Source organism: Klebsiella sp. CN_Kp066 (assembly GCF_040065135.1).
Taxonomy (GTDB): Bacteria; Pseudomonadota; Gammaproteobacteria; order Enterobacterales; family Enterobacteriaceae; genus Klebsiella; species Klebsiella oxytoca.
Map to the genome: position 1 here is coordinate 109,615 of NZ_JBEAIU010000040.1, position 22,742 is coordinate 132,356.

General features: G+C 53.3%; 20 protein-coding genes and 1 riboswitch. Of the genes, 6 read left to right on the forward strand and 14 right to left on the reverse strand.

Annotated features, from left to right (window positions below):
- Positions 1 to 24: 24 nt before the first annotated feature.
- The gene (gene katE, locus ABLV75_RS16170) at positions 25 to 2,283 is read right to left on the reverse strand and encodes a catalase HPII (RefSeq protein ID WP_004101346.1); all 2,259 of its coding nucleotides are present in this window, start codon (positions 2,281 to 2,283) and stop codon (positions 25 to 27) included.
- A 196-nt stretch (positions 2,284 to 2,479) separates the two neighbouring features.
- On the opposite strand from katE, the gene cedA reads away from it, so the two are divergent.
- From cedA to ABLV75_RS16185, 3 genes are all read left to right on the forward strand, one after another.
- On the forward strand, positions 2,480 to 2,719 hold the full coding sequence (gene cedA, locus ABLV75_RS16175) for a cell division activator CedA (protein WP_024274048.1): 240 nt from the start codon (positions 2,480 to 2,482) through the stop codon (positions 2,717 to 2,719).
- Between the two features lie 437 nt (positions 2,720 to 3,156).
- A complete protein-coding gene (locus ABLV75_RS16180; protein ID WP_004101348.1) occupies positions 3,157 to 4,407 on the forward strand; it encodes an MFS transporter in 1,251 nt (416 codons plus the stop codon).
- Positions 4,408 to 4,449: 42 nt separating this feature from the next.
- Positions 4,450 to 6,504: a beta-galactosidase gene (locus ABLV75_RS16185; protein ID WP_004101349.1), complete on the forward strand. Its 2,055-nt coding sequence runs from the start codon at positions 4,450 to 4,452 to the stop codon at positions 6,502 to 6,504.
- Positions 6,505 to 6,574: 70 nt separating this feature from the next.
- Here the strand turns inward: ABLV75_RS16185 and ABLV75_RS16190 are convergent, their stop codons facing one another.
- From ABLV75_RS16190 to hxpB, 4 genes are all read right to left on the reverse strand, one after another.
- Positions 6,575 to 7,966, reverse strand: a complete 1,392-nt coding sequence (locus ABLV75_RS16190) for an L-cystine transporter (RefSeq protein ID WP_004101350.1) — start codon at positions 7,964 to 7,966, stop codon at positions 6,575 to 6,577.
- Between the two features lie 134 nt (positions 7,967 to 8,100).
- The gene (locus ABLV75_RS16195; protein ID WP_004101351.1) at positions 8,101 to 8,691 is read right to left on the reverse strand and encodes a metal-dependent hydrolase; all 591 of its coding nucleotides are present in this window, start codon (positions 8,689 to 8,691) and stop codon (positions 8,101 to 8,103) included.
- Between the two features lie 91 nt (positions 8,692 to 8,782).
- On the reverse strand, positions 8,783 to 9,544 hold the full coding sequence (gene kduD / locus ABLV75_RS16200; RefSeq protein WP_004101352.1) for a 2-dehydro-3-deoxy-D-gluconate 5-dehydrogenase KduD: 762 nt from the start codon (positions 9,542 to 9,544) through the stop codon (positions 8,783 to 8,785).
- A gap of 148 nt (positions 9,545 to 9,692) precedes the next feature.
- Positions 9,693 to 10,361 carry a hexitol phosphatase HxpB gene (gene hxpB / locus ABLV75_RS16205; RefSeq protein WP_004101353.1) on the reverse strand — a complete coding sequence of 223 codons (669 nt, stop codon included), beginning with the start codon at positions 10,359 to 10,361 and terminating at the stop codon, positions 9,693 to 9,695.
- A 129-nt stretch (positions 10,362 to 10,490) separates the two neighbouring features.
- Between hxpB and ABLV75_RS16210 the strand changes: the two genes are divergently transcribed.
- Positions 10,491 to 11,027, forward strand: coding sequence for a YniB family protein (locus tag ABLV75_RS16210; RefSeq protein WP_004112393.1), 537 nt, complete (start codon positions 10,491 to 10,493; stop codon positions 11,025 to 11,027).
- Positions 11,028 to 11,059: 32 nt separating this feature from the next.
- Here ABLV75_RS16210 and yciA read toward each other — a convergent pair whose 3' ends face one another.
- The 5 genes from yciA to ABLV75_RS16235 all read right to left on the reverse strand — a co-directional run bounded on the left by yciA (position 11,060) and on the right by ABLV75_RS16235 (position 16,811).
- Positions 11,060 to 11,458, reverse strand: a complete 399-nt coding sequence (gene yciA / locus ABLV75_RS16215) for an acyl-CoA thioester hydrolase YciA (protein WP_004101357.1) — start codon at positions 11,456 to 11,458, stop codon at positions 11,060 to 11,062.
- A gap of 100 nt (positions 11,459 to 11,558) precedes the next feature.
- The gene (locus tag ABLV75_RS16220; RefSeq protein WP_032734309.1) at positions 11,559 to 13,742 is read right to left on the reverse strand and encodes a TonB-dependent siderophore receptor; all 2,184 of its coding nucleotides are present in this window, start codon (positions 13,740 to 13,742) and stop codon (positions 11,559 to 11,561) included.
- Positions 13,743 to 13,925: 183 nt separating this feature from the next.
- Positions 13,926 to 15,242 (reverse strand): voltage-gated chloride channel family protein, encoded by a 1,317-nt coding sequence (locus ABLV75_RS16225; RefSeq protein WP_004101359.1) that lies wholly within the window; start codon positions 15,240 to 15,242, stop codon positions 13,926 to 13,928.
- A 79-nt stretch (positions 15,243 to 15,321) separates the two neighbouring features.
- A riboswitch (Fluoride riboswitch) is annotated at positions 15,322 to 15,383 on the reverse strand.
- A 93-nt stretch (positions 15,384 to 15,476) separates the two neighbouring features.
- Positions 15,477 to 16,016, reverse strand: coding sequence for a septation protein A (locus ABLV75_RS16230; protein ID WP_004101360.1), 540 nt, complete (start codon positions 16,014 to 16,016; stop codon positions 15,477 to 15,479).
- Between the two features lie 51 nt (positions 16,017 to 16,067).
- Positions 16,068 to 16,811, reverse strand: a complete 744-nt coding sequence (locus ABLV75_RS16235; protein WP_004101361.1) for a YciC family protein — start codon at positions 16,809 to 16,811, stop codon at positions 16,068 to 16,070.
- A gap of 312 nt (positions 16,812 to 17,123) precedes the next feature.
- On the opposite strand from ABLV75_RS16235, the gene ompW reads away from it, so the two are divergent.
- Positions 17,124 to 17,762, forward strand: coding sequence for an outer membrane protein OmpW (gene ompW / locus ABLV75_RS16240; RefSeq protein ID WP_004101362.1), 639 nt, complete (start codon positions 17,124 to 17,126; stop codon positions 17,760 to 17,762).
- Positions 17,763 to 17,878: 116 nt separating this feature from the next.
- Here ompW and ABLV75_RS16245 read toward each other — a convergent pair whose 3' ends face one another.
- Together ABLV75_RS16245 and ABLV75_RS16250 are read right to left on the reverse strand one after the other, a co-directional pair.
- The gene (locus ABLV75_RS16245) at positions 17,879 to 18,124 is read right to left on the reverse strand and encodes a YmjA family protein (protein WP_004112403.1); all 246 of its coding nucleotides are present in this window, start codon (positions 18,122 to 18,124) and stop codon (positions 17,879 to 17,881) included.
- Between the two features lie 205 nt (positions 18,125 to 18,329).
- Positions 18,330 to 18,950, reverse strand: a complete 621-nt coding sequence (locus tag ABLV75_RS16250) for a LuxR C-terminal-related transcriptional regulator (protein ID WP_047719927.1) — start codon at positions 18,948 to 18,950, stop codon at positions 18,330 to 18,332.
- A 342-nt stretch (positions 18,951 to 19,292) separates the two neighbouring features.
- Between ABLV75_RS16250 and ABLV75_RS16255 the strand changes: the two genes are divergently transcribed.
- Entirely contained in the window at positions 19,293 to 20,147 is an 855-nt protein-coding gene (locus tag ABLV75_RS16255; RefSeq protein ID WP_004101365.1) for a helix-turn-helix domain-containing protein, read from the forward strand.
- Positions 20,148 to 20,732: 585 nt separating this feature from the next.
- On the opposite strand, the gene trpA is transcribed toward ABLV75_RS16255, so the two are convergent.
- Entirely contained in the window at positions 20,733 to 21,542 is an 810-nt protein-coding gene (gene trpA, locus ABLV75_RS16260; protein ID WP_023329580.1) for a tryptophan synthase subunit alpha, read from the reverse strand.
- Positions 21,542 to 22,735: a tryptophan synthase subunit beta gene (trpB, locus tag ABLV75_RS16265; RefSeq protein ID WP_004101367.1), complete on the reverse strand. Its 1,194-nt coding sequence runs from the start codon at positions 22,733 to 22,735 to the stop codon at positions 21,542 to 21,544. Before trpB ends, trpA begins: the two co-directional genes overlap by 1 nt.
- Positions 22,736 to 22,742: the final 7 nt, after the last annotated feature.

Below are 22,742 nucleotides of genomic sequence, written 5' to 3' on the forward strand. Positions count from 1 at the left end.
CCCGGCATCTCTGCCGGGCTTTTTTTACGCCGGGATCGCGGCGATTTTAGCGCTTCTCGACCACACCCGATGCGCCGCCATCAGGGTGATCAGTTCATCCATTGATTGGCTATCAATGGCATCGGTCTCAACAATGCCTTCTTCGCCCTGATCGGCAACCTGCAGCGGCGCTTTGCACTGCCGTGCATCGCCTGCCAGCAGAATCGGCTTCAGGTGTTTGTATGCTTCCAGCAGGTAATAGTTGAAATCACCGTTGCTGCTCAGACTTTGCAGATCGCCGCCGGGAACGATGACTGCATCCACGGTCAGCGATGGCGAGCCGGCAAAGGTTCCGGCTACCGGCAGCTCGGTGCCATCATCGGCCTGCACTTTCCCCATTCGTGAATAGAGTAACTTGGCATGTACCCCGTGCACTTTCAGCGACTTGAGCAAAGTCAGCAGCTCTTTGGCAACCGGACGATCGTTAAGCAGTACCGCCACCACCCGGCCTTTCACGTCGCCGCTGGGAATGGCGTACAGGCTTAGCGTCGGATCCTTTTTCAGGCCGTTGACATCCGGCGGCGGCGTAATGCTGCGCTGTTCGTCCGTGAGCTCAATACCCAGGTTTTTACCTACGGCCTGAGCCAGCTGCAGGTCGATATGCGCCAGCTGATCGACCACCCGCTCGCGGATCCACTCTCTGACAACCTTGCTCAGCTCGAAGCTGAATCCGTCGATAATATGCTGCTGCTCAATTGGCGTCTGGCTACGCCAGAATAGCAGGGGTTGAGAGTAATACTCGCCAAAGGAAGGGCTACGCTGGCGAATTTTTTCTCCGTCAATCCGCTCGGCATAAGATTCGAAGCCGCCGCGTTTAGCGGCCGGCGGCGTCTCCCGCGGCCAGTTGTTATTGATGGAGTTAGGTTCATAGTTTGCCGGGTTGGTATCGATATCCATCCGGTGCATGCCGTCGCGCTGGAAATTATGATACGGGCAGGTGGGTTTATTAATCGGAATTTCATGGAAATTCGGCCCGCCGAGGCGGCTAATCTGCGTATCGGTATAGGAGAAGAGTCGGCCCTGCAGCAGCGGGTCGTTGCTGAAGTCTATTCCTGGAACGATATGCCCGGGATGGAAGGCCGCCTGTTCGTTTTCGGCAAAGAAGTTATCCGGGTTGCGATTAAGGACCATCTTACCGACGCGCTGCACCGGAACCAACGCTTCCGGGATGAGCTTGGTGGGATCCAGCAGATCGAAATCAAAAGCAAATTCATCCTCTTCCGGGATCAGCTGTAATCCCAGCTCGTACTCAGGATAATCTCCGGCTTCAATCGATTCCCATAAGTCACGACGATGGAAATCGGGGTCGCGGCCGGTCAGCTTTTGCGACTCATCCCACACCAGGGAGGCCTTACCCGCGACCGGCTTCCAGTGGAAGCGCACGAAGGTCGCTTTACCTTCCGCGTTAATCAGGCGGAAGGTGTGGATGCCAAACCCTTCCATGGTACGGTAGCTGCGGGGTAGCCCGCGGTCCGACATCGCCCACATGACGTTATGCAGCGTTTCAGGCTGCAGCGAGACGTAATCCCAGAAGGTATCGTGCGCGCTTTGCCCCTGCGGGACGGCCCAGTGCGGTTCCGGTTTCACCGCATGGACAAAATCGGGAAACTTGATCGCATCCTGGATAAAAAAGATCGGCGTGTTGTTGCCGACCAGGTCAAAGATACCCTCGTCGGTATAAAACTTGGTGGCAAAACCGCGGATGTCGCGCACCGTATCGGCGGAGCCAGCGCCGCCCTGAACGGTGGAAAAACGGACGAATACCGGCGTTTTTTTCTGCGGGTCGCAGAGGAAAGCCGCTTTGGTGATGTCGCTTAAATCGCTGTACGCCTGGAAATAGCCGTGCGCAGCGGAGCCGCGGGCATGAACGATGCGCTCGGGAATTCGTTCATGGTCAAAATGGGTTATTTTTTCACGCAGGATAAAATCTTCCAGCAGCGTGGGGCCGCGTTGACCCGCGCGCAGCGAGTTCTGGTCGTCAGCGATGCGTAGACCCTGATTGGTCGTAAGCGCAGCATTCTCACCGCCTTTACGCTGTTTCTCGAGGGCATCGAGCTTTTCGTTGGTCGTATCCGGGGCCTTCATGCTACCCGGCGCCGTCGGCTCTTCGCCCGGCGCGGTCGGGTGCGGCGTGGGCTGCCAATCCTGATCTTCTGGCGCTAATGCGCCCAGGCCAGGTTTTGCCGCCCGGTCATCATGCACCGGTGATTGATGGGATTTCGGGTTATGGGGTTTATCAGACATTGCACGCTCCTGCTTTCATTACTGAAAATGGTCTTTGCTAAACCAAAACCCTTCTAATTGTAGAACATCATTTCAAAAATATATTTTTATAAGAGTTTTGCTACTAAAGGACCGCAAGCAGGGGGCGACGAAAGCGGGCGTTTTCGGCTATGATAGGGGTTTCTGTTTACCGCCGTATTTAGTGAATTTATTTGTCATGAAACCACTTCGCCAACAAAATCGTCAGGTCATTAGCTACGTGCCTCGAGTGGAGCCTGCGCCGCCGGAACACGCCGTCAAAATGGATGGTTTTCGCGACGTTTGGGTTCTGCGGGGTAAATACGTCGCCTTTGTGCTGATCGACGAACGTTTCCGTCGCTCCCCGCCGTTTAACGTGCCGGAAGCGGCGCAGCGCTGGGCGACGCAAATGAGGCAGGAAGGTGAAATCGACGCCTGAAAGGCGCCAGCAACCATCGCTTAGAGAGTTTCCCCCGGTCAGACAGGAGAGACCCGATTGGCCGTATACGTAATAGTATTCGGCCCTTCACGCGCTCAGTTGGAACCTAACTTTATTTTGTCAGCATCCGGACAAAAAATGTGATCACATAGACAAAACGTTACCGCTCACCTGATCTGCCCAACATGACGATCACATTAGCTAAAAAACATAAAGTCGTAGCAAAAAAACATAATGGATTGCACGTCTGTAAGTGGAAAAAATAACTTCGTTATGAAAGCGCTTCCACTTGATGCGGGAAATAAACTGTAAATCAGCTGGCTGTAAGTATCAGTCTTATTGTGCTTTGATGCCTGTCTTGCCTCCGGTTTATCACGTTTCTCTAAATTTAGTGTAATCGCTAACACTTGCCGGTTTTAAACTTGGGGCGATGTTAAATGAAACGAAATCAGCTGATTTTATGTTTACTCATGTTTTTCTTCTTTTTTGCCTGGTCATCATCGCAGTCGCTACTGTCAGTATGGTTGAACCAAACCATTGGCCTGCAGGCAACGCAGACAGGTATTATTTTTTCGGCGTTATCAGTATCTGCTTTGTGTGCGCAGGTATGTTATGGCTTTATTCAGGATAAGCTAGGGTTAAGGAAAAATCTTCTTTGGTATATATCGATTATGCTGGCGCTCTCCGGGCCGGCATTTATTACTTTCGGCTATTTACTTAAGGTTAACCTGATACTCGGCAGTATATTCGGTGGCCTGTATATTGGACTCACCTTTAATGGCGGAATTGGTGTTCTTGAATCATTTACTGAACGCGTTGGTCGGCATGACAATTTTGAATTCGGTCGAGCGCGGTTTGGTGGTTCACTCGGCTGGGCGGTAGCGAATTTCTTTGCCGGTATGCTGTTTAATCTGGATCCGCGATTTAATTTCCTCGTGGCTTCAGTTGGCGGAATACTGTTTTTTGTGGTCTTAACGACGCTGCGCGTTGGTGAGCGTGCGGCGCCATCTGTTGCGCCGGGAGGCGGCCAGGATAACGCGGCGCAGAGCAGCAGAGTATCGCTACAGGATGCATTGAGCCTGCTGACGCTACCTCGTTTTTGGGCTTTGATTTTTTTTGTTATCGGTTCGTGCGTCTATAACGTTTACGACCAACAATTCCCCGTTTATTTTGTGGCTCAGTTCCCGACCAAAGAAGAGGGAACTGCCATGTTTGGCTATCTGAACTCTATTCAGGTTTTTCTTGAGGCCGCAGGGTTATTTTGTGCTCCGTGGCTAATTAACCGTATTGGGGCAAAAAATGGTTTGATTTTCGCCGGGATGGTCATGGCTGTCAGGATGATTGGATCTGGCCTTGTCGAAGGACCTGTGCTCATTTTTATTACCAAACTTATCCATGCTGCAGAGCTGCCGGTACTGCTGGTTTCCATGTTCAAATATATCACGCTTAATTTCGATAAACGGCTGTCATCAACGCTATATCTGGTTGGGTTTGCCTGTACCAGCTCGGTTATTGGCACGCTGATATCCCCATTGGCAGGCTTTGGTTATGACAGCATTGGGTTTGCGCCAACCTACTTAATTATGGGCAGCGTCGTGTTCGCCACAACGTTTACATCAATATTTTTATTGCGCTCTGGCGGAGATTCTTCGGCAGAACCCGCGATGAGCCAGGTTAACGTAGCGTAAATAATTAGACAGAGTTTCAAAATGCGAATTTTCGGAGGGGGAATGAAAAAGAAATGTCTATTTGATCAGTATGCCGAAACTATATTGCACGGTGCGGATTATAATCCTGAACAGTGGCAGAATTATCCCGATATTGTTGATAAAGATATTGCGATGATGCAGCAAGCAAAATGCAATATCATGTCAGTCGGCATCTTTAGCTGGGCAAAACTGGAGCCTGCCGAGGGAGTCTATGAGTTCAAATGGCTGGATGTCATTCTCGATAAACTGGCCATTGCCGGGATCTCTGTTTTTCTGGCTACCCCGAGCGGCGCGCGTCCTGCGTGGATGTCTCAACGTTATCCGCAGGTTATGCGGGTGAGCCGGGACCGGGTTCCGGCACTACACGGAGGGCGGCATAATCACTGTCTCTCTTCGCCAGTCTATCGTGAGAAAACGTTAAAAATAAATACCCTGCTGGCTGAGCGTTACTCTCATCATCCCGCGATCCTGGGCTGGCATATCTCTAATGAATATGGCGGTGAGTGCCATTGTGGCTTGTGCCAGCAGCAATTTCGTGAGTGGCTTAAAGAACGTTACAAAACGCTGGATGCGCTTAATCATGCCTGGTGGAGCAGTTTCTGGAGTCATACCTATAGCGACTGGTCGCAAATCGAATCACCGGCCCCGCAGGGAGAAACTTCCATTCACGGGCTGAACCTTGACTGGCATCGGTTTAATACTGCACAGGCCACTGATTTTTGTCGTCAGGAAATTAAACCGTTGAAAGCGGCAAATCCGCAGCTCCCGGTTACCACCAATTTCATGGAGTATTTTAACGATTACGACTACTGGCAACTGGTGGAGCCGCTGGATTTTATCTCATGGGATAGCTACCCACTATGGCACGGTGATAAAGATGAAATCACTCTTGCCTGCCATACAGCGATGTATCACGACATGATGCGTAGCCTGAAAGGGGGACAGCCCTTTGTTTTAATGGAATCAACTCCGGGGGCGACAAACTGGCAGCCAATCAGTAAGTTGAAAAAGCCGCGGATGCATATCCTTTCTTCCCTACAGGCGGTGGCGCATGGCGCCGACTCTATTCAGTACTTCCAGTGGCGTAAAAGCCGGGGTTCTATGGAGAAATTTCACGGCGCTGTGGTTGACCATGTAGGGCATCTTGAGACACGCGTTGGGCAAGAGGTCTGCGAGCTCGGTGAAATATTAAGCCGGTTGTCGGGCGTTGCGGGATGCCTGACGGATGCCAGAGTCGCGATTATTTTCGATCAGCAAAATCGCTGGGCGCTGAACGATGCCCAGGGACCACGCAATCTTGGTATGGAGTACGAGAGAACAGTTAATGAACATTATCGTCCATTCTGGGAGCAGGGCGTTGCGGTTGATGTTATTGATGCCGATGGCGATTTAAGTCAATACCAACTGGTGATTGCACCGATGCTTTATATGGTTCGGGACGGTTTTGCCGAACGAGCTGAAGAGTACGTGGCTGATGGCGGCTATTTAGTTACAACATACTGGACAGGGATCGTCAACGAAAGCGACCTGTGCCATTTGGGAGGATTTCCAGGCCCGTTGCGTAAACTTCTCGGTATCTGGGCTGAGGAGATAGATGCGCTCAATGATGGGGAATATTGTCAATTATCAGGAGTCCCTGGCAATAACGCCGGGCTTAAGGGGCCTTACAAGGCTCACCATCTCTGCGAGTTAATCCATACCGAAACGGCGCAATCACTGGCAGTTTACGACGATGATTTTTATGCAGGCCGACCGGCAGCGACCATAAATCATTTCGGCCAAGGTAAGGCCTGGTATATCGCATCGCGCAACGATCTGGCTTTTCAGCGTGATTTTTTCACCGCGCTCATTAACGAACTGGCCTTAACGCGAGCCATTGAAGAACGATTCCCGACAGGCGTTGTTGCCACTGCGCGCACTGATGGAGCGCACACCTTTGTCTTTATCCAAAACTATACGGCCTGTGCGCAATTCGTCACGCTTCCTTCAGGCTATAGCGATGCTTTATCATTGACCACCATCAACGAGCTCACGCTGGGGCCCTGGGATTGCCGGGTTATCCGTCGACTTGCGTAGATCCTTTGGAGATAAAAAAACGCGCAGCTCAGGCCGCGCGTTTAAGGGATATGCATACGAAATACAAAGATTAGCGGTGCGCCAGCTCCGCATCTTCTTCGCTATCGAGAATAGCTTTATCGGTTTGGCGCAGCCACTGGCTGGTCAGGGTACCGGCGGTCATTGAGCCGCTAACGTTCAGCGCCGTACGGCCCATATCAATCAGCGGTTCAACCGAGATTAACAGCGCCACCAGCGTGACCGGCAGCCCCATCGCCGGTAAGACGATCAGCGCGGCAAACGTCGCGCCTCCGCCCACGCCTGCGACGCCGGCGGAACTGACGGTGACGATGCCAACCAGGGTAGCAATCCACAGCGGATCAAGCGGGTTAATACCGACCGTCGGTGCGACCATCACCGCCAGCATCGCCGGATAGAGTCCCGCACAGCCGTTCTGTCCGATGGTAGCGCCGAACGATGCTGAGAAGCTGGCAATGGATTCCGGCACGCCCAGACGACGGGTTTGCGCTTCCACGTTCAGCGGAATAGACGCCGCGCTGGAGCGGCTGGTGAAGGCGAAGGTCAGAACCGGCCAGACTTTGCGGAAGTATTTCAGCGGGCTCACGCCGTTGACCGCCAGCAGCAGGCCGTGCACCACGAACATGATGCCCAGACCAATATAGGAGGCGATAACGAAGCTGCCGAGCTTGATAATGTCCTGCAGGTTAGAGCCCGCAACCACTTTGGTCATCAGCGCCAGTACGCCGTACGGCGTTAACTGCATGACCAGACGCACCAGCTTCATCACCCAGCTCTGCAGCGTATCGATAGCGGTCAGCACGCGCTGGCCTTTGGCGATATCGTCTTTCAGCAGCTTCAGCGCCGCGACGCCGAGGAATGCAGCGAAGATTACCACGCTGATAATCGACGTCGGGTTCGCGCCGGTCAGATCGGCGAACGGATTTTTCGGCACAAAGGAGAGGATCAGCTGCGGGACGCTCAGGTCGGCGACTTTACCGGCATAATTACTCTGAATGGCGTTGAGGCGTGCGGTTTCCGCGCTGCCCTGGACCAGGCCTTCGGCTGTCAGGCCAAACATGTTAGTCACCAGCACCCCGACCAGCGCCGCAATCAGCGTAGTAAACAGCAGGGTACCGATACTGAGGAAGCTGATTTTACCCAGCTGCGAAGCGTTATGCAGGCGGGCCACCGCGCTCAAAATCGAGGCGAAAACCAGCGGCATGACGATCATTTGCAGCAGCTGAACGTAGCCGTTACCGACGATATTAAACCACTGGATAGAGTCCTTCAGCACCGGGCTGTCGGAGCCATAGACTAGCTGTAGTGCCAGGCCAAAAATAACGCCGATAACCAGACCGACCAGCACTTTTTTAGCGAGGCTCCACTGTTTATGGCGGGTTTGGGCCAGCGCCAACAGTAAAACCGCGAACACAACTACGTTCGCTATTAATGGAAAGTTCATCCCCGTTCTCCTGATATCTTTTATCACCAGGTTGGTCAATAACCAACTCTTATGACGGCAAGGGTAGCAGAAGGCGTAATCCGTTCCTTATATTCAAATGGAATTGATTATAACTATTTGAATAATTCGCTGCTTTATCGTCCAGTCTGGTGACTAATAAAGCGATGAAAGGTAGTTTGCAGCGAATTTATCATCTCCGATGACCAGCGAACGGCGCTGTTTTCGGCAACGTTTTGCGGCATCCACACGGCGTAGATGAACAGCGCCATGCACAGCGCGCGCTCCAGTTGATTACCTTTGCGCGGCGCAAGAATAGGGAAGCGAAAGCGCCAGCGGCAGGGCCAGAGCAGCGGAACCCCGGCAGGGGTAAGCATGTCGGCAAGAATATGGCTGAGGTAGCCCAGCACCAGGCCCTGAACCGCATCCGCCGGGACGATCCAGCTATCCGGAACCTTCAACGAGAAAATCGCCACCGCGCCAAAGACCACCAGCAGGCTATGGGTGAAGCCGCGATGGCCGAAGGCGCGGGCAATCGGTTTTGATATCCAGCTTAATCGTTGCCCGAGAAACGACTTGGGGTGATCGATATCCGGCAGCAGACAGGTCAGGATGGCGGACGGAACGATATGCCACCAGTCACCCTGGGCCAGCACGGGGGTTAATTCCGCATTTTTCGCAAATACCGCACAGGCAATAGAAAAGAGGAGGTGGCCTTCCGCCGTCATGATAAACACCCTAAACTGTCAATTCATACAGTATAGGGTTTTTATACAGTGTGCGGAAGAGGTGACGGTGTAACTCTTTGTCACAAGACCATCAGCGTGCCAGCCAGCCGCCGTCCACCGCCAGGGTATAGCCGTTAATGTAATCCGCCGCCTGGGAAGCAAGAAAGACCACCGGCCCCTGCAGGTCTTCCGGAACACCCCAGCGTGCGGCCGGGATACGGTCGAGGATCTCTTTGCTGCGTTCGGCATCGTCGCGCAGCTGCTGGGTATTATTGGTAGCCATATAGCCCGGCGCGATGGCGTTAACGTTAATACGATGTTCCGCCCATTCGTTGGCCATCAGGCGGGTAATGCCCAGCACGCCGCTTTTGGAGGCGGTGTATGACGGGACCCGAATACCGCCCTGAAATGAGAGCATTGAGGCGATATTAATAATTTTTCCGCCGTCGCCCTGCGCGATGAACTGTCTGGCGACCGCCTGAGACAGAAAGAAAACGGATTTCAGATTCAGGTTAATCACGTCGTCCCAGTCCTTTTCGCTAAAGGTTAGCGCATCGGCGCGGCGTATGGTTCCGGCATTATTCACCAGAATGTCAACCCGACCCATGGCGGCCACGGCCTGAGTAACAATGGCTGCGATCTGATCCTGACGGCTCAGATCGGCCTGAATAGCGGTAAAGCGTCGGCCCAGCGCCTGAACCTTCTCTGCGGTTTCGTGGGGGATCTGGCGATTGACGCCGACGATATCGCACCCGGCCTGGGCAAGGCCGAGCGTCATTCCCTGGCCCAGTCCGGTATCACAACCCGTCACGATAGCGACCTTGCCCGTAAGGTCAAAGGCGTTCAGTACCATATGCACCTCTGTATGCTGATTTTATGCGTCAAATAACGCCGTTGGGACAAGCATAGAGGGCGGGAGAAGAAAAGACAAATAAAAATGAAACGCTGTTTTAATTTTGTGATAATGGGGCGATGCCGCAACCCCATCATCAGCGATGCCTTTAGCCGAGCAGGTCGCTCAGGGTCAAAGATTCAAGGGTGGCAAGCTTGACGTCGGCCAGCACGAAGCGCGGGTCATGGCTATTTTCCGCTTCCGGTACGACGACAGAGCGCATCCGCGCCGCTTTGCTGGCAATCATCCCGTTGACCGAGTCTTCCAGCGCCACGCAGTTCATCGGGCTGACGCCGAGACTGGCGGCGCAGTTCAGATAGACCTGCGGGTGCGGTTTGCTGTAGGGCAGCATTTCGGCGGAAGCGAGGGCGTCAAACTGGTCGCGTAGTTCAAACATGGCGAGGACTTTTTCCAGCATTCGCAGCGGCGATGCCGACGCCAGGCCAATTTTCAGTCCCTGTGCTTTACACATCGCCACCGCTTCCCGCGCCCCCGGCAGCAGCGGACGCGCCTCTTCCACCAGTTGGATAGCGCGATTGATGATCCGCATGGTGACCTCCGCGCGGTCCGGGCCCTGCCACGGCTGTTGGGCAAACCACAGGTCGACGACTAAATCGATGCGCAGCCCGAGAATATCCGGCATTTCATTGCGGCGACGAATATCCACCCCAAGGCTGGCCATTACCTCCAGCTCTGCTTTGTCCCATAGCGGCTCGGAGTCAATCAGTAATCCATCCATATCAAAAATCGCGGCGTGAATCTGGCGCCTGGCTGACATAAGTCCCTCTCCTGTAGCGTAAGTAGATAACGAATCGGCACTCATGGTATATCATACCGCGCATTATTGGGCGAAATTCGCCGACGAAGGTAGACTAAGAGTGGATAGGCGTCTTAACAAGGGGAATCCATGACGTATCAACAAGCTGGACGCATTGCAGTACTTAAACGAATTCTGGGATGGGTGGTATTTATCCCGGCGGTTATCTCAACGCTGATCTCCGTGCTGAAGTTTATGTACGAGCACAGCGAGAAAAAACCGGGCATCGACGCGGTGATGATGGACTTTGCTCATGTGATGATCGAGATGATGCGCTTTAACACGCCGTTCCTCAATTTCTTCTGGTACAACTCGCCGCTGCCGGATTTTAAGCACGGCATGAATATCGGTTTCTGGATCATCTATATTCTGGTGTTCGTCGGCATGGCGCTACAGGCTTCCGGGGCGCGGATGGGGCGCCAGGCGAAGTTTCTGCGCGAAGGCGTTGAGGATCAGCTGATTCTGGAACAGGCTAAAGGAACGGAAGGGCTGACGCGCGAACAAATTTCCGCACGGGTTGTGGTGCCGCGCCACACCATCCTGGTGCAGTATTTTCCGCTGTACGTCCTGCCGGTAATTATTATTGTGCTGGGCTACTTCTTCTTTTCTTTACTCGGTTTTCTGTAAACAATCGGCCCGGATGCCCCGGGCCGGCTGAATCACAGAGTCGGCAGTGCGCGCGGTTTTCCCTGATTATCCACCGCGACGTAGATAAACAGCGCTTCGGTGGCTTTGTAGCGCTGGCCGATGGGCTCAGACGACACTTTCTTGACCCACACTTCCATATTGATAGTTATCGACGTATTGCCGCGCTTCACGCAGTTGGCGTAGCAGCACACGACGTCGCCGACCGCCACCGGGCGCAAAAAGGTCATGCCGTCGACGCGCACGGTCACGACGCGACCGTGGGCAATTTCTTTGGCCATAATGGCCCCGCCAATATCCATTTGCGACATCAGCCAGCCGCCGAAAATATCGCCGTTTGCGTTGGTGTCCGCCGGCATCGCCAGGGTGCGTAAAACCAATTCGCCCTTCGGCGCAAGATCTGTTGTTGTCATTCTCTACTCTGTACTGGTCAAAGACGATCAGGCGGATGCTACTATGAAAATGAGGTTGAGAGAATAGGGGAATACGCCCGCTATAGCGGGCGTGAGGGGGTTAGAAAGAGAGCGTGACGCCAGCGTAATAGGCGCGACCCGGTTCGTTATAGGTCGAAGCGCCTTCGTTTTCCCGATAAATTTGCTTATCGAAGAGGTTACTGATCCCGGCATTCAGCCGCAGGTCTTTGGTTAGCTGATAGTTGCCGCCGACGCCGACGACAGAATACGCGCCGACTTCGTTGGTGGCCAGCACCCCGTTTTCGTTACGAATTTCCGCGTATTCGCGCGGTTTCTGTCGACCGTACAGGGTCCAGTTGACGTTAGCCGAGAACTTGCTGGTCACCTGCCAGTCGAGCAGGGTATTGATGGTGTATTTCGGAATAACGGACAGCGGGTTGCCGGTATCTTTGTTTTCCGATTTGATCATATAAGTGGCGTTGGTGCGCCAGCTGAGCGTATCGGCAATGAGCGGAACCAGCAGCGTGCCTTCAAGGCCTTCGACGACCGCTTTCCCGCCGTTCTCCCACTGCAGGATATTCGCTCCGCTGGCGGTATTACCCAGCACCTCGGTGCCGGAGACGATCTTGTTTTTGTAGTCGTTGCGGAACCAGGTGATGCCGGCGTTATAACCGTTGAGGTTAAACTCAAGGCCGAGCTCTTTGTTGACGCTGATTTCCGGGTCAAGATCCGGGTTTCCCAAAAGATAACAACTAGTATTCCCGGCGATGTTGATTGGGCAGCCGTTACCGCGCGTAGAGAGCAGGTAGCCTTCGCTCGACTGATACAGGTTCGGCGCCTTAAACACGCGGGCAATGCCCGCCTTAACCTTAAACATATCGCCCAGATCCTGCGACAGGTTCAGGCTCGGGCTCCAGTTGCTGCCGAAGTCGTTATGATAGTCGAAACGCAGGCCGGGGATAATATTGGTTCCCGGCGTCGCTTCGATATTGTCTTCCAGATAAATACCGGTCAGCGTGGCGCTGTTTTTAGGGCTGCGTTGCGAAGGATCGCCGGACATCCCCGGCAGCGTTTCCGTCGTCGTAGTGGCCTGCATCGAAGCCGGATCGTTCAGTTCATCGCGGTTCCACTCCATCCCCACAGTCAGGGTCTGTTCTGCGAGCCAGTTAAAGGGAAGATTCACTTCAGCGGTTGAGCGCCAAGACTCCAGGCGGCTGGTGTCGTAGACATCGCTATTGATCATCCCTTCTACGCGACCGGTGGTGCCCTCCTGCAGACGGGTATTGTTGGTTTTTTCGTAGTAGACGCCCGCTTTCGACTGGCCCCAGTCCCAGATCCCGTTGTAGGTCAGGCCCCAGGTCTGCCGGTAAAGCCGGTTGGTTTCCTGACCGTACAGCGTATCCACCAGGCCATTTGGGCTCATATTACTGTTGCTGTATTGCGTATCGCCGGCATAGATATTGCCCTGACGGCTGTAGGCGTAGCTGAAGTCGAGGATCTGCTGCGGGGTGACTTTCCACGACAGCAGGGCGTTAATATCTTTGTTGCGCACGCCTTCGCGGCCCGCCGCATAAGAGCCATTTTGCGCGCGGTTAATATCCCAGGCATCGGGTTCCGTTTTGTTAATGTTGCCGTACAAACGCATGGTCAGGGCATCCCCGGCCAGCGGTCCGTTGAGGCTGAAGTTAGCCCGGTTAGTGGCGCCTTCTTTGTTATTTTCCGGCTGATTGGTATAGAGCGAGAGCGATCCGTGCCAGTCGTTGGTGGGGCGTTTGGTGATAATATTGACGACCCCACCCGCAGCGCCAGAACCGTAGCGCGCAGCGGCGGGTCCGCGCAGAACTTCAATGCGTTCCACCATTTCCGGCGGTACCCAATTGCTGTCGCCTCGGGTATCACGCTCGCCGCGCCAGCTATAGCGTACGGAGTTGCGGGAAGTGACGGGCACGCCGTCAATAAGAATCAACGTGTTTTCCGGCCCCATCCCGCGAATGTCGATCTGCCGGTTGTTGCCGCGGCTGCCGCTGGCGCTGTTGCCGGTCAGGTTTACGCCGGGCATTTTACGGATGATTTCTGACAGATCGTTAACCGGAGGGTCCTTAGCAATATCTTCAGCGGTAATGATCGAGACGCCCGGCTGCTGCTTCAGCGCCTCTTCGGCGGTTCCGTGAACCACCATGGTCTCCGTATCCTGTTCCACCTCTTCGGCGAAGACCCCTGGGCTGAGTAAGCCTGCAATGGCCAGGGCCAGGGGCGTTGCTATGTGATTTTTCTGCGTTCTCATTATAAATATCCATATCAAATCATGAAAAATTGAGATCGAGAATATCAATGATAATTATTATCATTTCAATAAAGTGAAGATAATCTCCATCAAATCCTCACAATTGCCGCAACTTTCCGGTATGTGACAGACATCATGGAGAAACCGGCGGGGCTTACCCTCACCGGCTTCCAGGTGCGATTGTCAGGAGGCGGGCGTCTCTTTGTCGGCCTTTTGTCGGCTTTTTTGAGACTGGTACCACTCCGGGAATTCTGACAGCCTGATGCCAGTTGGCACATCGCTCTGTTTTCGGCAGGCTATACGCTGCGAACGATAAATACCGCTATAGCCTGAGACCAGCCAGGCCACCACGCAGGCCAGCGCGGCGTAAATACCGATTTCAGAACCAAACAGCTCAATCGCCATCAGCGTTGAGGCAACAGGCGTATTCGCCGCCCCGGCAAAGACGGCGACAAAACCTATTCCGGCCAGAAAGCCGAGCGGCATATGCAGCAGCGGCGCCAGCGCATTGCCCAGCGTCGCACCGACATAAAACAGCGGAGTGACTTCACCACCTTTAAATCCGCTACCTAAAGAGACGGCGGTGAAGAGCAGTTTACCTAAGCTATCCCACGGTGCCAGCGGTTGCTGGAAAGCGTCCACTATCACCGATATGCCCAGGCCAATATAGCGCTCTCCGTGCAGCAGCCAGACCGCGCAGGCAATCGCCAGTCCGCCAATAAACGGCCGCAGCGGCGCGTAGTGAATCCGTTTTTTCATCAACGCGCCGATTGCCTGCGTGCTGTCGGCAAAAATGCGCGCCGCGAGGCCAAAGCAGCAGCCGGCGATAATGATTGCCAGCAGCGTCCAGAGCGTTAGCGTGGGAAAGCTGGTAATAAAGTAGTGCGTATGCTGCACGCCCCACATGATGCCGACTCGATCGGCAATAATTGCGGCAAACAGGCAAGGAAGAATGGCGTTGTAGTTTATCCGTCCGATAGCCAGAACTTCGAGCCCGAAGAGCGCTCCGGCGAGCGGGGTACCGAAAACCGAAGAGAAACCGGCGCTGATCCCGGCCATCAGCACCATTGACCGTGCATCGTGGTTAAGACGGAAAATGGCCGTGAAGCGATCGGCGATCGAGGCCCCCATCTGTACCGCCGTGCCTTCACGCCCGACGGAGGCGCCAAACAGATGAGAAACAACGGTGCCGAAAAATACCATCGGCGCCATCCGTAGGGGAATGACGCACTTAGGGTCATGGATCTCTTCCAGAATCAGGTTGTTGCCTGCCTCCACGCAGGTACCGTAGCGCAGATAGATCCAGCCGACGGCAAATCCGGCAAACGGCAGGAGCCAGATAAGCCAGCGGTGAGCTTCCCGCGTTGCCGTAGCCCACTCCAGTGAGAAAAGAAAAAATGCCGAGGCCGTGCCCGCCAGCACCGCAATGATAAAAGCGAGGAGCAGCCATTTCCCGAGGAATAAAAGCAAAGAGAGTGATGAAAAGCGGTATGCGCGCATCGTCGGATCCTTAGAAGATGAATCTTCCCGGACGCGGTGCCAGCCATTCAGATAGGCCTGCCCATTCCCGGTCCGGGAATAAAAAGCAGGCATCATTAGCCACATGGCGGTTCAAGGAGGAATGCCATCTCCTGTGAGAAATATCTTACATTACGAATCGATTCAGCTGAAGTGGTTTATACAAGGGGGAAACGAATAACACGGCACGCCGGGCGGCGCGCCGTGGGGGAAAGGTTAGTGGTTGTCGTCCTGCGGCATATGGCGATAAATATACACGCCGCTCAGCAGGGTGAATACCAGCGTTAGAGCGGTCAGGCCGAAGACCTTGAAGTTGACCCAGATATTCTGCGGCAGCCAGAAAGCGATGTAGATATTCGCCAGCCCGCAAAGGATGAAAAACACCGCCCAGGCCAGATTGAGACGTGACCACACCTGCTGCGGCAGCGTCAGCTCTTTACCCAGCATACGCTGGATCAATGGCTTCTTCATCACCCACTGGCTGAACAGCAGGGCGCTGGCGAACAGGACGTAGATAACCGTCACTTTCCACTTAATAAATTCGTCGTTGTGGAAAAAGATGGTTAAGCCGCCGAATACGGCGACTAGCACGAAGGTAATTAACGCCATTTTTTCGACTTTGCGATAGCGTACCCAGCTGTAAATCAGCACGATAGCGGTGGCGATAATCAGCGCGGTCGTCGCGGCGTAGATATCATAAAGCTTGTAGAATGCGAAGAAGACTACCAGCGGTAAAAAATCCAGAAACTGCTTCATACATCGATTCCGTCGTTCAGGTAGGGGCAGGTCGCGCCGCCCCGGGTTAAGTTAGTTACGAATGAGCATATACAAGCGGAATAAATAGATCAGCAACAATGCGGAGATCAGATTGCTGAGGGTATTTATTACCACCGCGCCAACGTTTGGCGTCAGGACCGCGAAGCTGGATGCAAACAGCAGAAGCAGCGTTTTCGCCAGCAGCCAGCCGATAATCGCCGGCGCCACCAGGCGTACGTTGGCCCAGGCCAGGCGCATACTGCTACGCATGGCGCTGAAAATACCAACTTTATCCTGTACCAGCATGATCGGCGCGAAAGAGAGCACAATGGCGAGCAGGACGCCCGGCACAACCACCAGCATCATCCCCATCTGCACAACAAACGTCGTCAGCAGGATCAGCAGCAGCAGCTTTGGCAGCACCGGCGCGGAAGCGCCGATCGCACGCAGGGCGCTGACTCTCTGGCCGGCGGAGACCATCTGGATCATCAGCAGAACGCCGCCAGCAAGAATGGCGTTGCCAACCAGCCCGGAGAAGGTCGAGGCTGCGGACGCGCGCAGCAGAATTTGCTGCTGCTCCGGCGTCATGCTCTGAACCAGTTCGAACAGCCCGCCGCTGCCCGCCAGGCTATCGCCCTGACTCAGAATCGACAGCTGCTCTTCACTGGGTGAAAAGGCATGGCCAAGTACTACCGTAATGAACGCGCATAACAGCGCAATCAGCAGGATAGTAACGAACTGATTGCGGAAAAAGTTCCCGGTGTCACGGTAGACGGACTTCGCCGTGATAGACATGCATTCTCCTTGAGTATTGCAGGTATTAACTAGCCGGCGATTGTACCGCAAATCGCGGCTGGGTAGCAGTCTCTGCTCCTGCGCGCTAAGTATATCTTTGTAAATAGGAGGGGAAATCGGCGATGACCTCTGTTGAGAAGCGACAAGGGAGAACTTGATACATCTCGTTTATCACTGATTGCATTGAGAAAGTGAAAATTAATCTGGATCAATAAATGTTAAATTTGCCCACTTAATGTGATCTATGTTGGATCAAACATAATTCATTATGGGTATATTCTTGCGCTGAATAACCATAATGAGGAAGTGGGTATGAAAAAGTTAGCAGCGGCGGTTGTTATTCTGGGCACGCTTTCCACCGGTAGCGTCTGGGCGCATGAAGCTGGGGAATTCTTTATTCGTGCGGGTTCGGCTACGGTCAGACCATCAGAAGGCGCGGGCGGAACGTTAGGCAGTCTGGGGGGCTTTAACGTTAGCAATAATACTCAACTGGGCCTGACGTTCACCTATATGGCGACGGACAACATCGGCGTAGAGCTGCTGGCCGCCACGCCTTTCCGCCACAAAGTCGGAACGGCGGCAACCGGCAATATTGCGACCGTTCATCATTTACCACCGACGCTAATGGCACAGTGGTACTTTGGCGACGCCAGCAGCAAGCTGCGTCCGTATATTGGCGCAGGTATCAACTACACGACTTTCTTTGACGAAAGCGTGAACGATACGGGTAAAAAGACGGGCATTTCTGACCTGAGCCTGAAAGACTCCTGGGGAGCCGCGGGGCAGGTGGGGATGGACTATCTGATTAACCGCGACTGGCTGATTAACATGTCGGTGTGGTACATGGATATCGACACCACCGCCAACTATAAGCTGGCGGGCGCGCAGCAGCACGACAGTATTCGTCTGGATCCGTGGGTGTTTATGTTCTCTGCGGGTTATCGGTTCTAAACTCTTGCTCAAAGCTGGTCGTCATGACCAGCTTTGTTTCTCGTTCGCGCAAAGCGTTGTCGCCAACGATGATGTGGTTTTTGCTTTTGCTCTTTGCAAAACGGCTTGACCGGCCGCTACTCGTTACCCCATTTATTCAGGAATACCGCTATATCATCGATCCGCTGTTCATCAATCCCCGCCTGTATGGCCATCTCTCCCTGCGCCTCCTCGCTGATTTCCTCGTTATTCATCAGCCGCGTAATCAGCAGTTGAAAATAGCGCGCCAGGGGCTCACGTTCTGACTCGCTGACGGGCTCGGCGGACTCCGTCGAATACTCATCCGCAATGTCGTAATATTTCAGTGGTACTTCTTCGTGCATAAATCGCTCCCGGGATAGAGGTTGTGCCTGCGTTTTCTGCACTGAATACTATCATTCCTGTAGGGCTTTATCTCGGGAGCGCGCTGAAAAAAGACGGTATAGCCGGCACAGGGCCTGGCCGGCCTGTGACGGCAGGCGTAGCGGTATTGACGATCTCTTGTTAGTGGCTACAGGTTTTGCAAAGATCCCTCAGATGAGTGGATAGCTAAGAAATAAATTGTTTTCTTTTATTCAATACATGCATGAATTTATTAAGATCCTGAGTGCCTTTTATTTTAAAATCATGCATAACGTTTTTTTTATGCGAGTACACGGTTTTATAGTTGACTTTTAACTCACGGGCTATTTGCATTTGGTTCAATCCAAGACTGAGAGCATGTATTACTTTTGACTGCGCATGGGTTATTGATTTACATGGGCAGTTGATACAAAGATTTACCTTTGGTGCAATATCTTCATATCCTCTTAATAAAAATAAGTTTATATGAATGTATATTTTCCCCGTAATCACAGGAATTGAATCGGATTTGTATAAAAATAAACAATCTTTTGTGCAGTTAGGAATTTCACTTTTGGAAGATACGCTTTTTTTCTCTTGAAGAATAAATAGCAAGCTTTTTTCTTTTTTATATTTCAACTCATCATGGCACAAAAAGATCTCTCCAGGTTCCATTTCGGTGAATATGATATGTGCTTGTGCAATGTTGCTTTGAGTGTACTTGTCTTCAAAGATAACGTTTTCGTCTGTGGTGATGGATTCCATAACCAATTGTTTTATAGCGTGTTTTGAGTAGACGTTTTTGGTATTGATCAAAATATTAAGCATACATAGATTCACATAGTTATTAATATATGCACTCTGATTTAAAAGAATGCCGGTAAAAATATAGCTGTTAAAAAAGTGAGCTTAATAGTCGCGATCTGCTTTTAAAGTTTAAAATAAGATATTGTAGGTCTGCAAAAAAAGCAACATTTGTCTGCAAAATGAGATTTGAGATATTTTTTCTAAGAAAAATCTTATTTTTCATATAGCTAGGGTTTGCAGGCTCCATTTTTGTGAATGTGCTCCGCGATAAATTTTTATTATGCACAAAAAGCTTAGTGTCAATACTTAATTACTGGTAAAATACCAACGGGCTAAAATTTGATATGGATGTCATTTACCGCAATGAAAGAAAATGTTTTTAATGAAATAGTTGAATGGATTGAGTCTCGCCTGACAATAAATCCATCGGTCGAAGATATCGCCCGTGGCGTGGGATATTCGCGGCGTTCAGTTTATAATATATTCCATGAATATGCCGGACTGCCTGTCGGCAAGTATATCAGAATGCGCCGCATGACGCTTGCTGCCGGTAAACTCAGGCTGACTCACCAACCTATTTCATCTATTGCCTGCTCACTGCATTTTGACTCTCATCAAACCTTTTCCCGCGAGTTTAAAAAAGCCTTTGGTCGCTGCCCCAGCCAGTATCGACATTCAGCATACTGGGATATGTCGGCGCTCTATCAGAAGGTGGGGCCGCAGGGCGACAGACTGCCTGTACCCTGGCTTTGTTTTCTCGAAGAGCAAACCTTTTCTGGATACGGCTTCACCTATACGCTCTCCCTGGCCGAGGGTATCTGCGCCAGGAAAAATGTCACCAGGCGGAAAATCGCGGCGGAAATGCCGGGCGGCGAGCGAGACATCTATATCCTCTCTGAATTCTCACCTGCCGCCGATAATCTCTATAAAGTGACCATCGGCAGTTTTATTGGTGCACCAGTAAGCTCACGGGAACGCCCTTTCCGCGAGATAAGGGTCGCTAAGCGGGGTTTATACCTGGGCATGGAATTTAGCGGTAGCTGGGAGGATTATGTTTTACTGTCAAATAATGTTTATATGAAACATCTTCCTGAGCTCGGGCTGTATCGCCGCGAGGGCTACGATATCGAACGTTTTGTTCAGCCGCAAAACGTGACGTCAGGAAACGATCGGCCTTATTACACCATCCAGTATTTTGTCCCGGTGGCCTATCTTTAGCGATTGGCTCACGCTCTCTGCCGCCACTAGTGGTGCCCGCAAGGTATGACCCAGTCAGACCCTGCATTGACATGAGAGACCACTGCTATCCACATTCGTACAGAGTTGGAGGGTAGGCTGACAGCTTTCCTGGTAATAGGTGTTTCGGATCGCGGCTGGAGGCCGCGTCCGGCGCGCTATCGGGAGGGACATACTGGATGTCGGCCATAAAAAAAGCCCGCACAAGTGCGGGCAAAAATACTGGAAGCAATGTGAGCAATGTCGTACCGAATACCTGAGTTGTTTACTCAACTATTCGGTAATGAGAAAGATAATATTTCTCATTTAAGATATCAACCCCAATTTTTGTGCGGCAGCGATCTTTTTACATTGAGGTGTTCATCGGGCATTTACAGGCTGCTATCCCCCTTGAAGCCGTTCCGTTCATAAAAGGATGTCTCTCGGCCGCAAAAAACGACCGATAGCTATGGTGTTGGCCGGATGGCCGCAAGAAGAGGTGATGGCGCGGTTTCGTCTGACGCGTAAATACGCCGACAGCTTACCGCTGAAATAACCGCCCGGCCCAGGGCCGGACGGCAAGCATCATCAGGCGGCTTTAGTGGCGGCTTTCAGACTGCGGGCGAAGGTCTTTAATTCTGCCAGCATGGCCTGCGGGTCGTTCACGTTGCGCTCGATAATTTTGACGATGGCAGAGCCGGAAATCGCCCCGGCCGCGCCTGCGTCAATCGCGGCGGTAACCTGCTCCGGCGCCGAGATGCCAAATCCTTGCAGCGGCGGGGCGGCGTTGTACTCGGCCAGCTTTTCAATCAGATGATGCAGCGGCAGCGCGGCGCGGTTTTCCGCACCGGTTACGCCCGCCCGCGACAGCAGGTAGGTATAGCCGCGCCCGTGAGAGGCGATCTGGCGCAGCAGATCGTCATCGGCATTCGGCGGGCAGATGAAAATCGGCGCGATATTGTGGCGCAGCGCGGCCTGGCGGAACGGCGCGGACTCTTCAACCGGCACATCGGCCACCAGCACTGAATCGACGCCAGCGCGTTCGCACGCGGCGTAGAATTCATCGATACCGGGGCTGAACACCAGGTTGGCGTACATCAGCAGCCCGACTGGAATCGTCGGGTGCTTCTGGCGAATCGCCGTCAGCATCTCGAAGCATTGCGCGGGCGTCACCCCGGCGGCAAAAGCGCGCAGGGTGGCGTCCTGGATCGTCGGGCCATCCGCCAGCGGGTCGGAGAAAGGAATGCCCAGCTCCAGCGCGTCGGCACCGGCTTCAATCAGCGTATCGATAATTTTCAGCGACAGCTCAGGATTAGGGTCGCCGAGGGTGACGAAGGGAACAAACGCGCCTTCCCGGCGAGCTTTCAGTTGTGCAAACAGCGTCTCATAACGTTCCATCAGATTTCCCCTCGCGCTTTTAAAATATCGTGTACGGTGAAGATGTCTTTATCGCCGCGGCCGGAGAGGTTAACCACCAGCAGCTGCTCTTTTTCCGGGTTTTCGCGCATCATTTTTAGCGCGTGCGCCAGGGCATGGGAGGATTCCAGCGCCGGAATAATCCCTTCATGGCGGGAGAGCGCTTTAAAAGCATCCAGCGCTTCATCATCGGTAATCGACACGTAATCGGCGCGACCAATGCTGTTTAAATAAGCATGCTGCGGGCCAACGGACGGGAAATCCAGACCGGCGGAGAGGGAGTAGGACTCCTCAATCTGCCCCTCATCGGTCTGCATCATCGGCGATTTCATACCGAAGTAGATGCCCACGCGGCCGTGCTTAAGCGGCGCCCCGTGTTCGCCGGTTTCGATCCCATGTCCAGCGGGCTCCACGCCAATCAGGCCAACGGCGGTGTCGTCGATAAAGTCAGCGAACATGCCGATAGCATTGGAGCCGCCGCCAACGCAGGCGATAACCGCATCCGGCAGGCGTCCTTCTTTCTCCAGGATCTGCGCTTTAGTCTCTTCGCCAATCATGCGCTGGAATTCACGCACGATGGTCGGGAACGGATGCGGGCCAGCGGCGGTGCCAAGCATGTAGTGGGCTTTTTCATAGCTGCCTGACCAGTCGCGCAAAGCCTCGTTACAGGCATCTTTCAGGGTGGATGAGCCGCTATGTACCGGGATCACTTCCGCACCCATCAGGCGCATGCGGAAGACGTTCGGCGACTGGCGTTCGATATCTTTGGCGCCCATATAGATGCGGCACTTCAGGCCGAGCAGGGCGCTGGCAAGGGCTGAGGCAACGCCGTGCTGACCGGCGCCGGTTTCGGCGATAATTTCCGTTTTGCCCATGCGTTTTGCCAGCAGCGCCTGGCCGAGCACCTGATTAGTTTTGTGTGCGCCGCCGTGCAGCAGATCTTCCCGCTTCAGATACAGGGTCGTGCGCGTACCTTCGGTGAGGTTACGGCATTGGGTCAGCGCCGTCGGGCGACCGGCGTAGTTTTTAAGCAGGTCGCTAAATTCGGCCTGGAATGCCGGATCTTTCTGCGCGCTGACGAAGGCTTCTTCCAGCTGGCGCAGGGCAGGCATCAGGATCTGCGGAACGTACATCCCGCCGAATTCGCCGAAATAGGGATTCAGTAAAGTACTCATTGTTGCT

Excerpts from the sequence above, each read along its gene's own strand:
- ABLV75_RS16235 (WP_004101361.1), bottom strand. The coding sequence starts at position 16,811 with ATGTCTATCACGGCGAAGTCCGTCTACCGTGACACCGGGAACTTTTTC.
- ABLV75_RS16230 (WP_004101360.1), bottom strand. The coding sequence starts at position 16,016 with ATGAAGCAGTTTCTGGATTTTTTACCGCTGGTAGTCTTCTTCGCATTC.
- yciA (WP_004101357.1), bottom strand. The coding sequence starts at position 11,458 with ATGACAACAACAGATCTTGCGCCGAAGGGCGAATTGGTTTTACGCACC.
- hxpB (WP_004101353.1), bottom strand. The coding sequence starts at position 10,361 with ATGTCAGCCAGGCGCCAGATTCACGCCGCGATTTTTGATATGGATGGA.
- katE (WP_004101346.1), bottom strand. The coding sequence starts at position 2,283 with ATGTCTGATAAACCCCATAACCCGAAATCCCATCAATCACCGGTGCAT.
- ABLV75_RS16190 (WP_004101350.1), bottom strand. The coding sequence starts at position 7,966 with ATGAACTTTCCATTAATAGCGAACGTAGTTGTGTTCGCGGTTTTACTG.
- ABLV75_RS16250 (WP_047719927.1), bottom strand. The coding sequence starts at position 18,950 with ATGCTTAATATTTTGATCAATACCAAAAACGTCTACTCAAAACACGCT.
- ABLV75_RS16220 (WP_032734309.1), bottom strand. The coding sequence starts at position 13,742 with ATGAGAACGCAGAAAAATCACATAGCAACGCCCCTGGCCCTGGCCATT.
- ABLV75_RS16245 (WP_004112403.1), bottom strand. The coding sequence starts at position 18,124 with ATGCACGAAGAAGTACCACTGAAATATTACGACATTGCGGATGAGTAT.
- ABLV75_RS16180 (WP_004101348.1), top strand. The coding sequence starts at position 3,157 with ATGAAACGAAATCAGCTGATTTTATGTTTACTCATGTTTTTCTTCTTT.
- ABLV75_RS16210 (WP_004112393.1), top strand. The coding sequence starts at position 10,491 with ATGACGTATCAACAAGCTGGACGCATTGCAGTACTTAAACGAATTCTG.
- trpA (WP_023329580.1), bottom strand. The coding sequence starts at position 21,542 with ATGGAACGTTATGAGACGCTGTTTGCACAACTGAAAGCTCGCCGGGAA.
- ompW (WP_004101362.1), top strand. The coding sequence starts at position 17,124 with ATGAAAAAGTTAGCAGCGGCGGTTGTTATTCTGGGCACGCTTTCCACC.
- ABLV75_RS16225 (WP_004101359.1), bottom strand. The coding sequence starts at position 15,242 with ATGCGCGCATACCGCTTTTCATCACTCTCTTTGCTTTTATTCCTCGGG.
- ABLV75_RS16195 (WP_004101351.1), bottom strand. The coding sequence starts at position 8,691 with ATGACGGCGGAAGGCCACCTCCTCTTTTCTATTGCCTGTGCGGTATTT.
- cedA (WP_024274048.1), top strand. The coding sequence starts at position 2,480 with ATGAAACCACTTCGCCAACAAAATCGTCAGGTCATTAGCTACGTGCCT.
- ABLV75_RS16185 (WP_004101349.1), top strand. The coding sequence starts at position 4,450 with ATGAAAAAGAAATGTCTATTTGATCAGTATGCCGAAACTATATTGCAC.
- ABLV75_RS16255 (WP_004101365.1), top strand. The coding sequence starts at position 19,293 with ATGAAAGAAAATGTTTTTAATGAAATAGTTGAATGGATTGAGTCTCGC.
- trpB (WP_004101367.1), bottom strand. The coding sequence starts at position 22,735 with ATGAGTACTTTACTGAATCCCTATTTCGGCGAATTCGGCGGGATGTAC.
- kduD (WP_004101352.1), bottom strand. The coding sequence starts at position 9,544 with ATGGTACTGAACGCCTTTGACCTTACGGGCAAGGTCGCTATCGTGACG.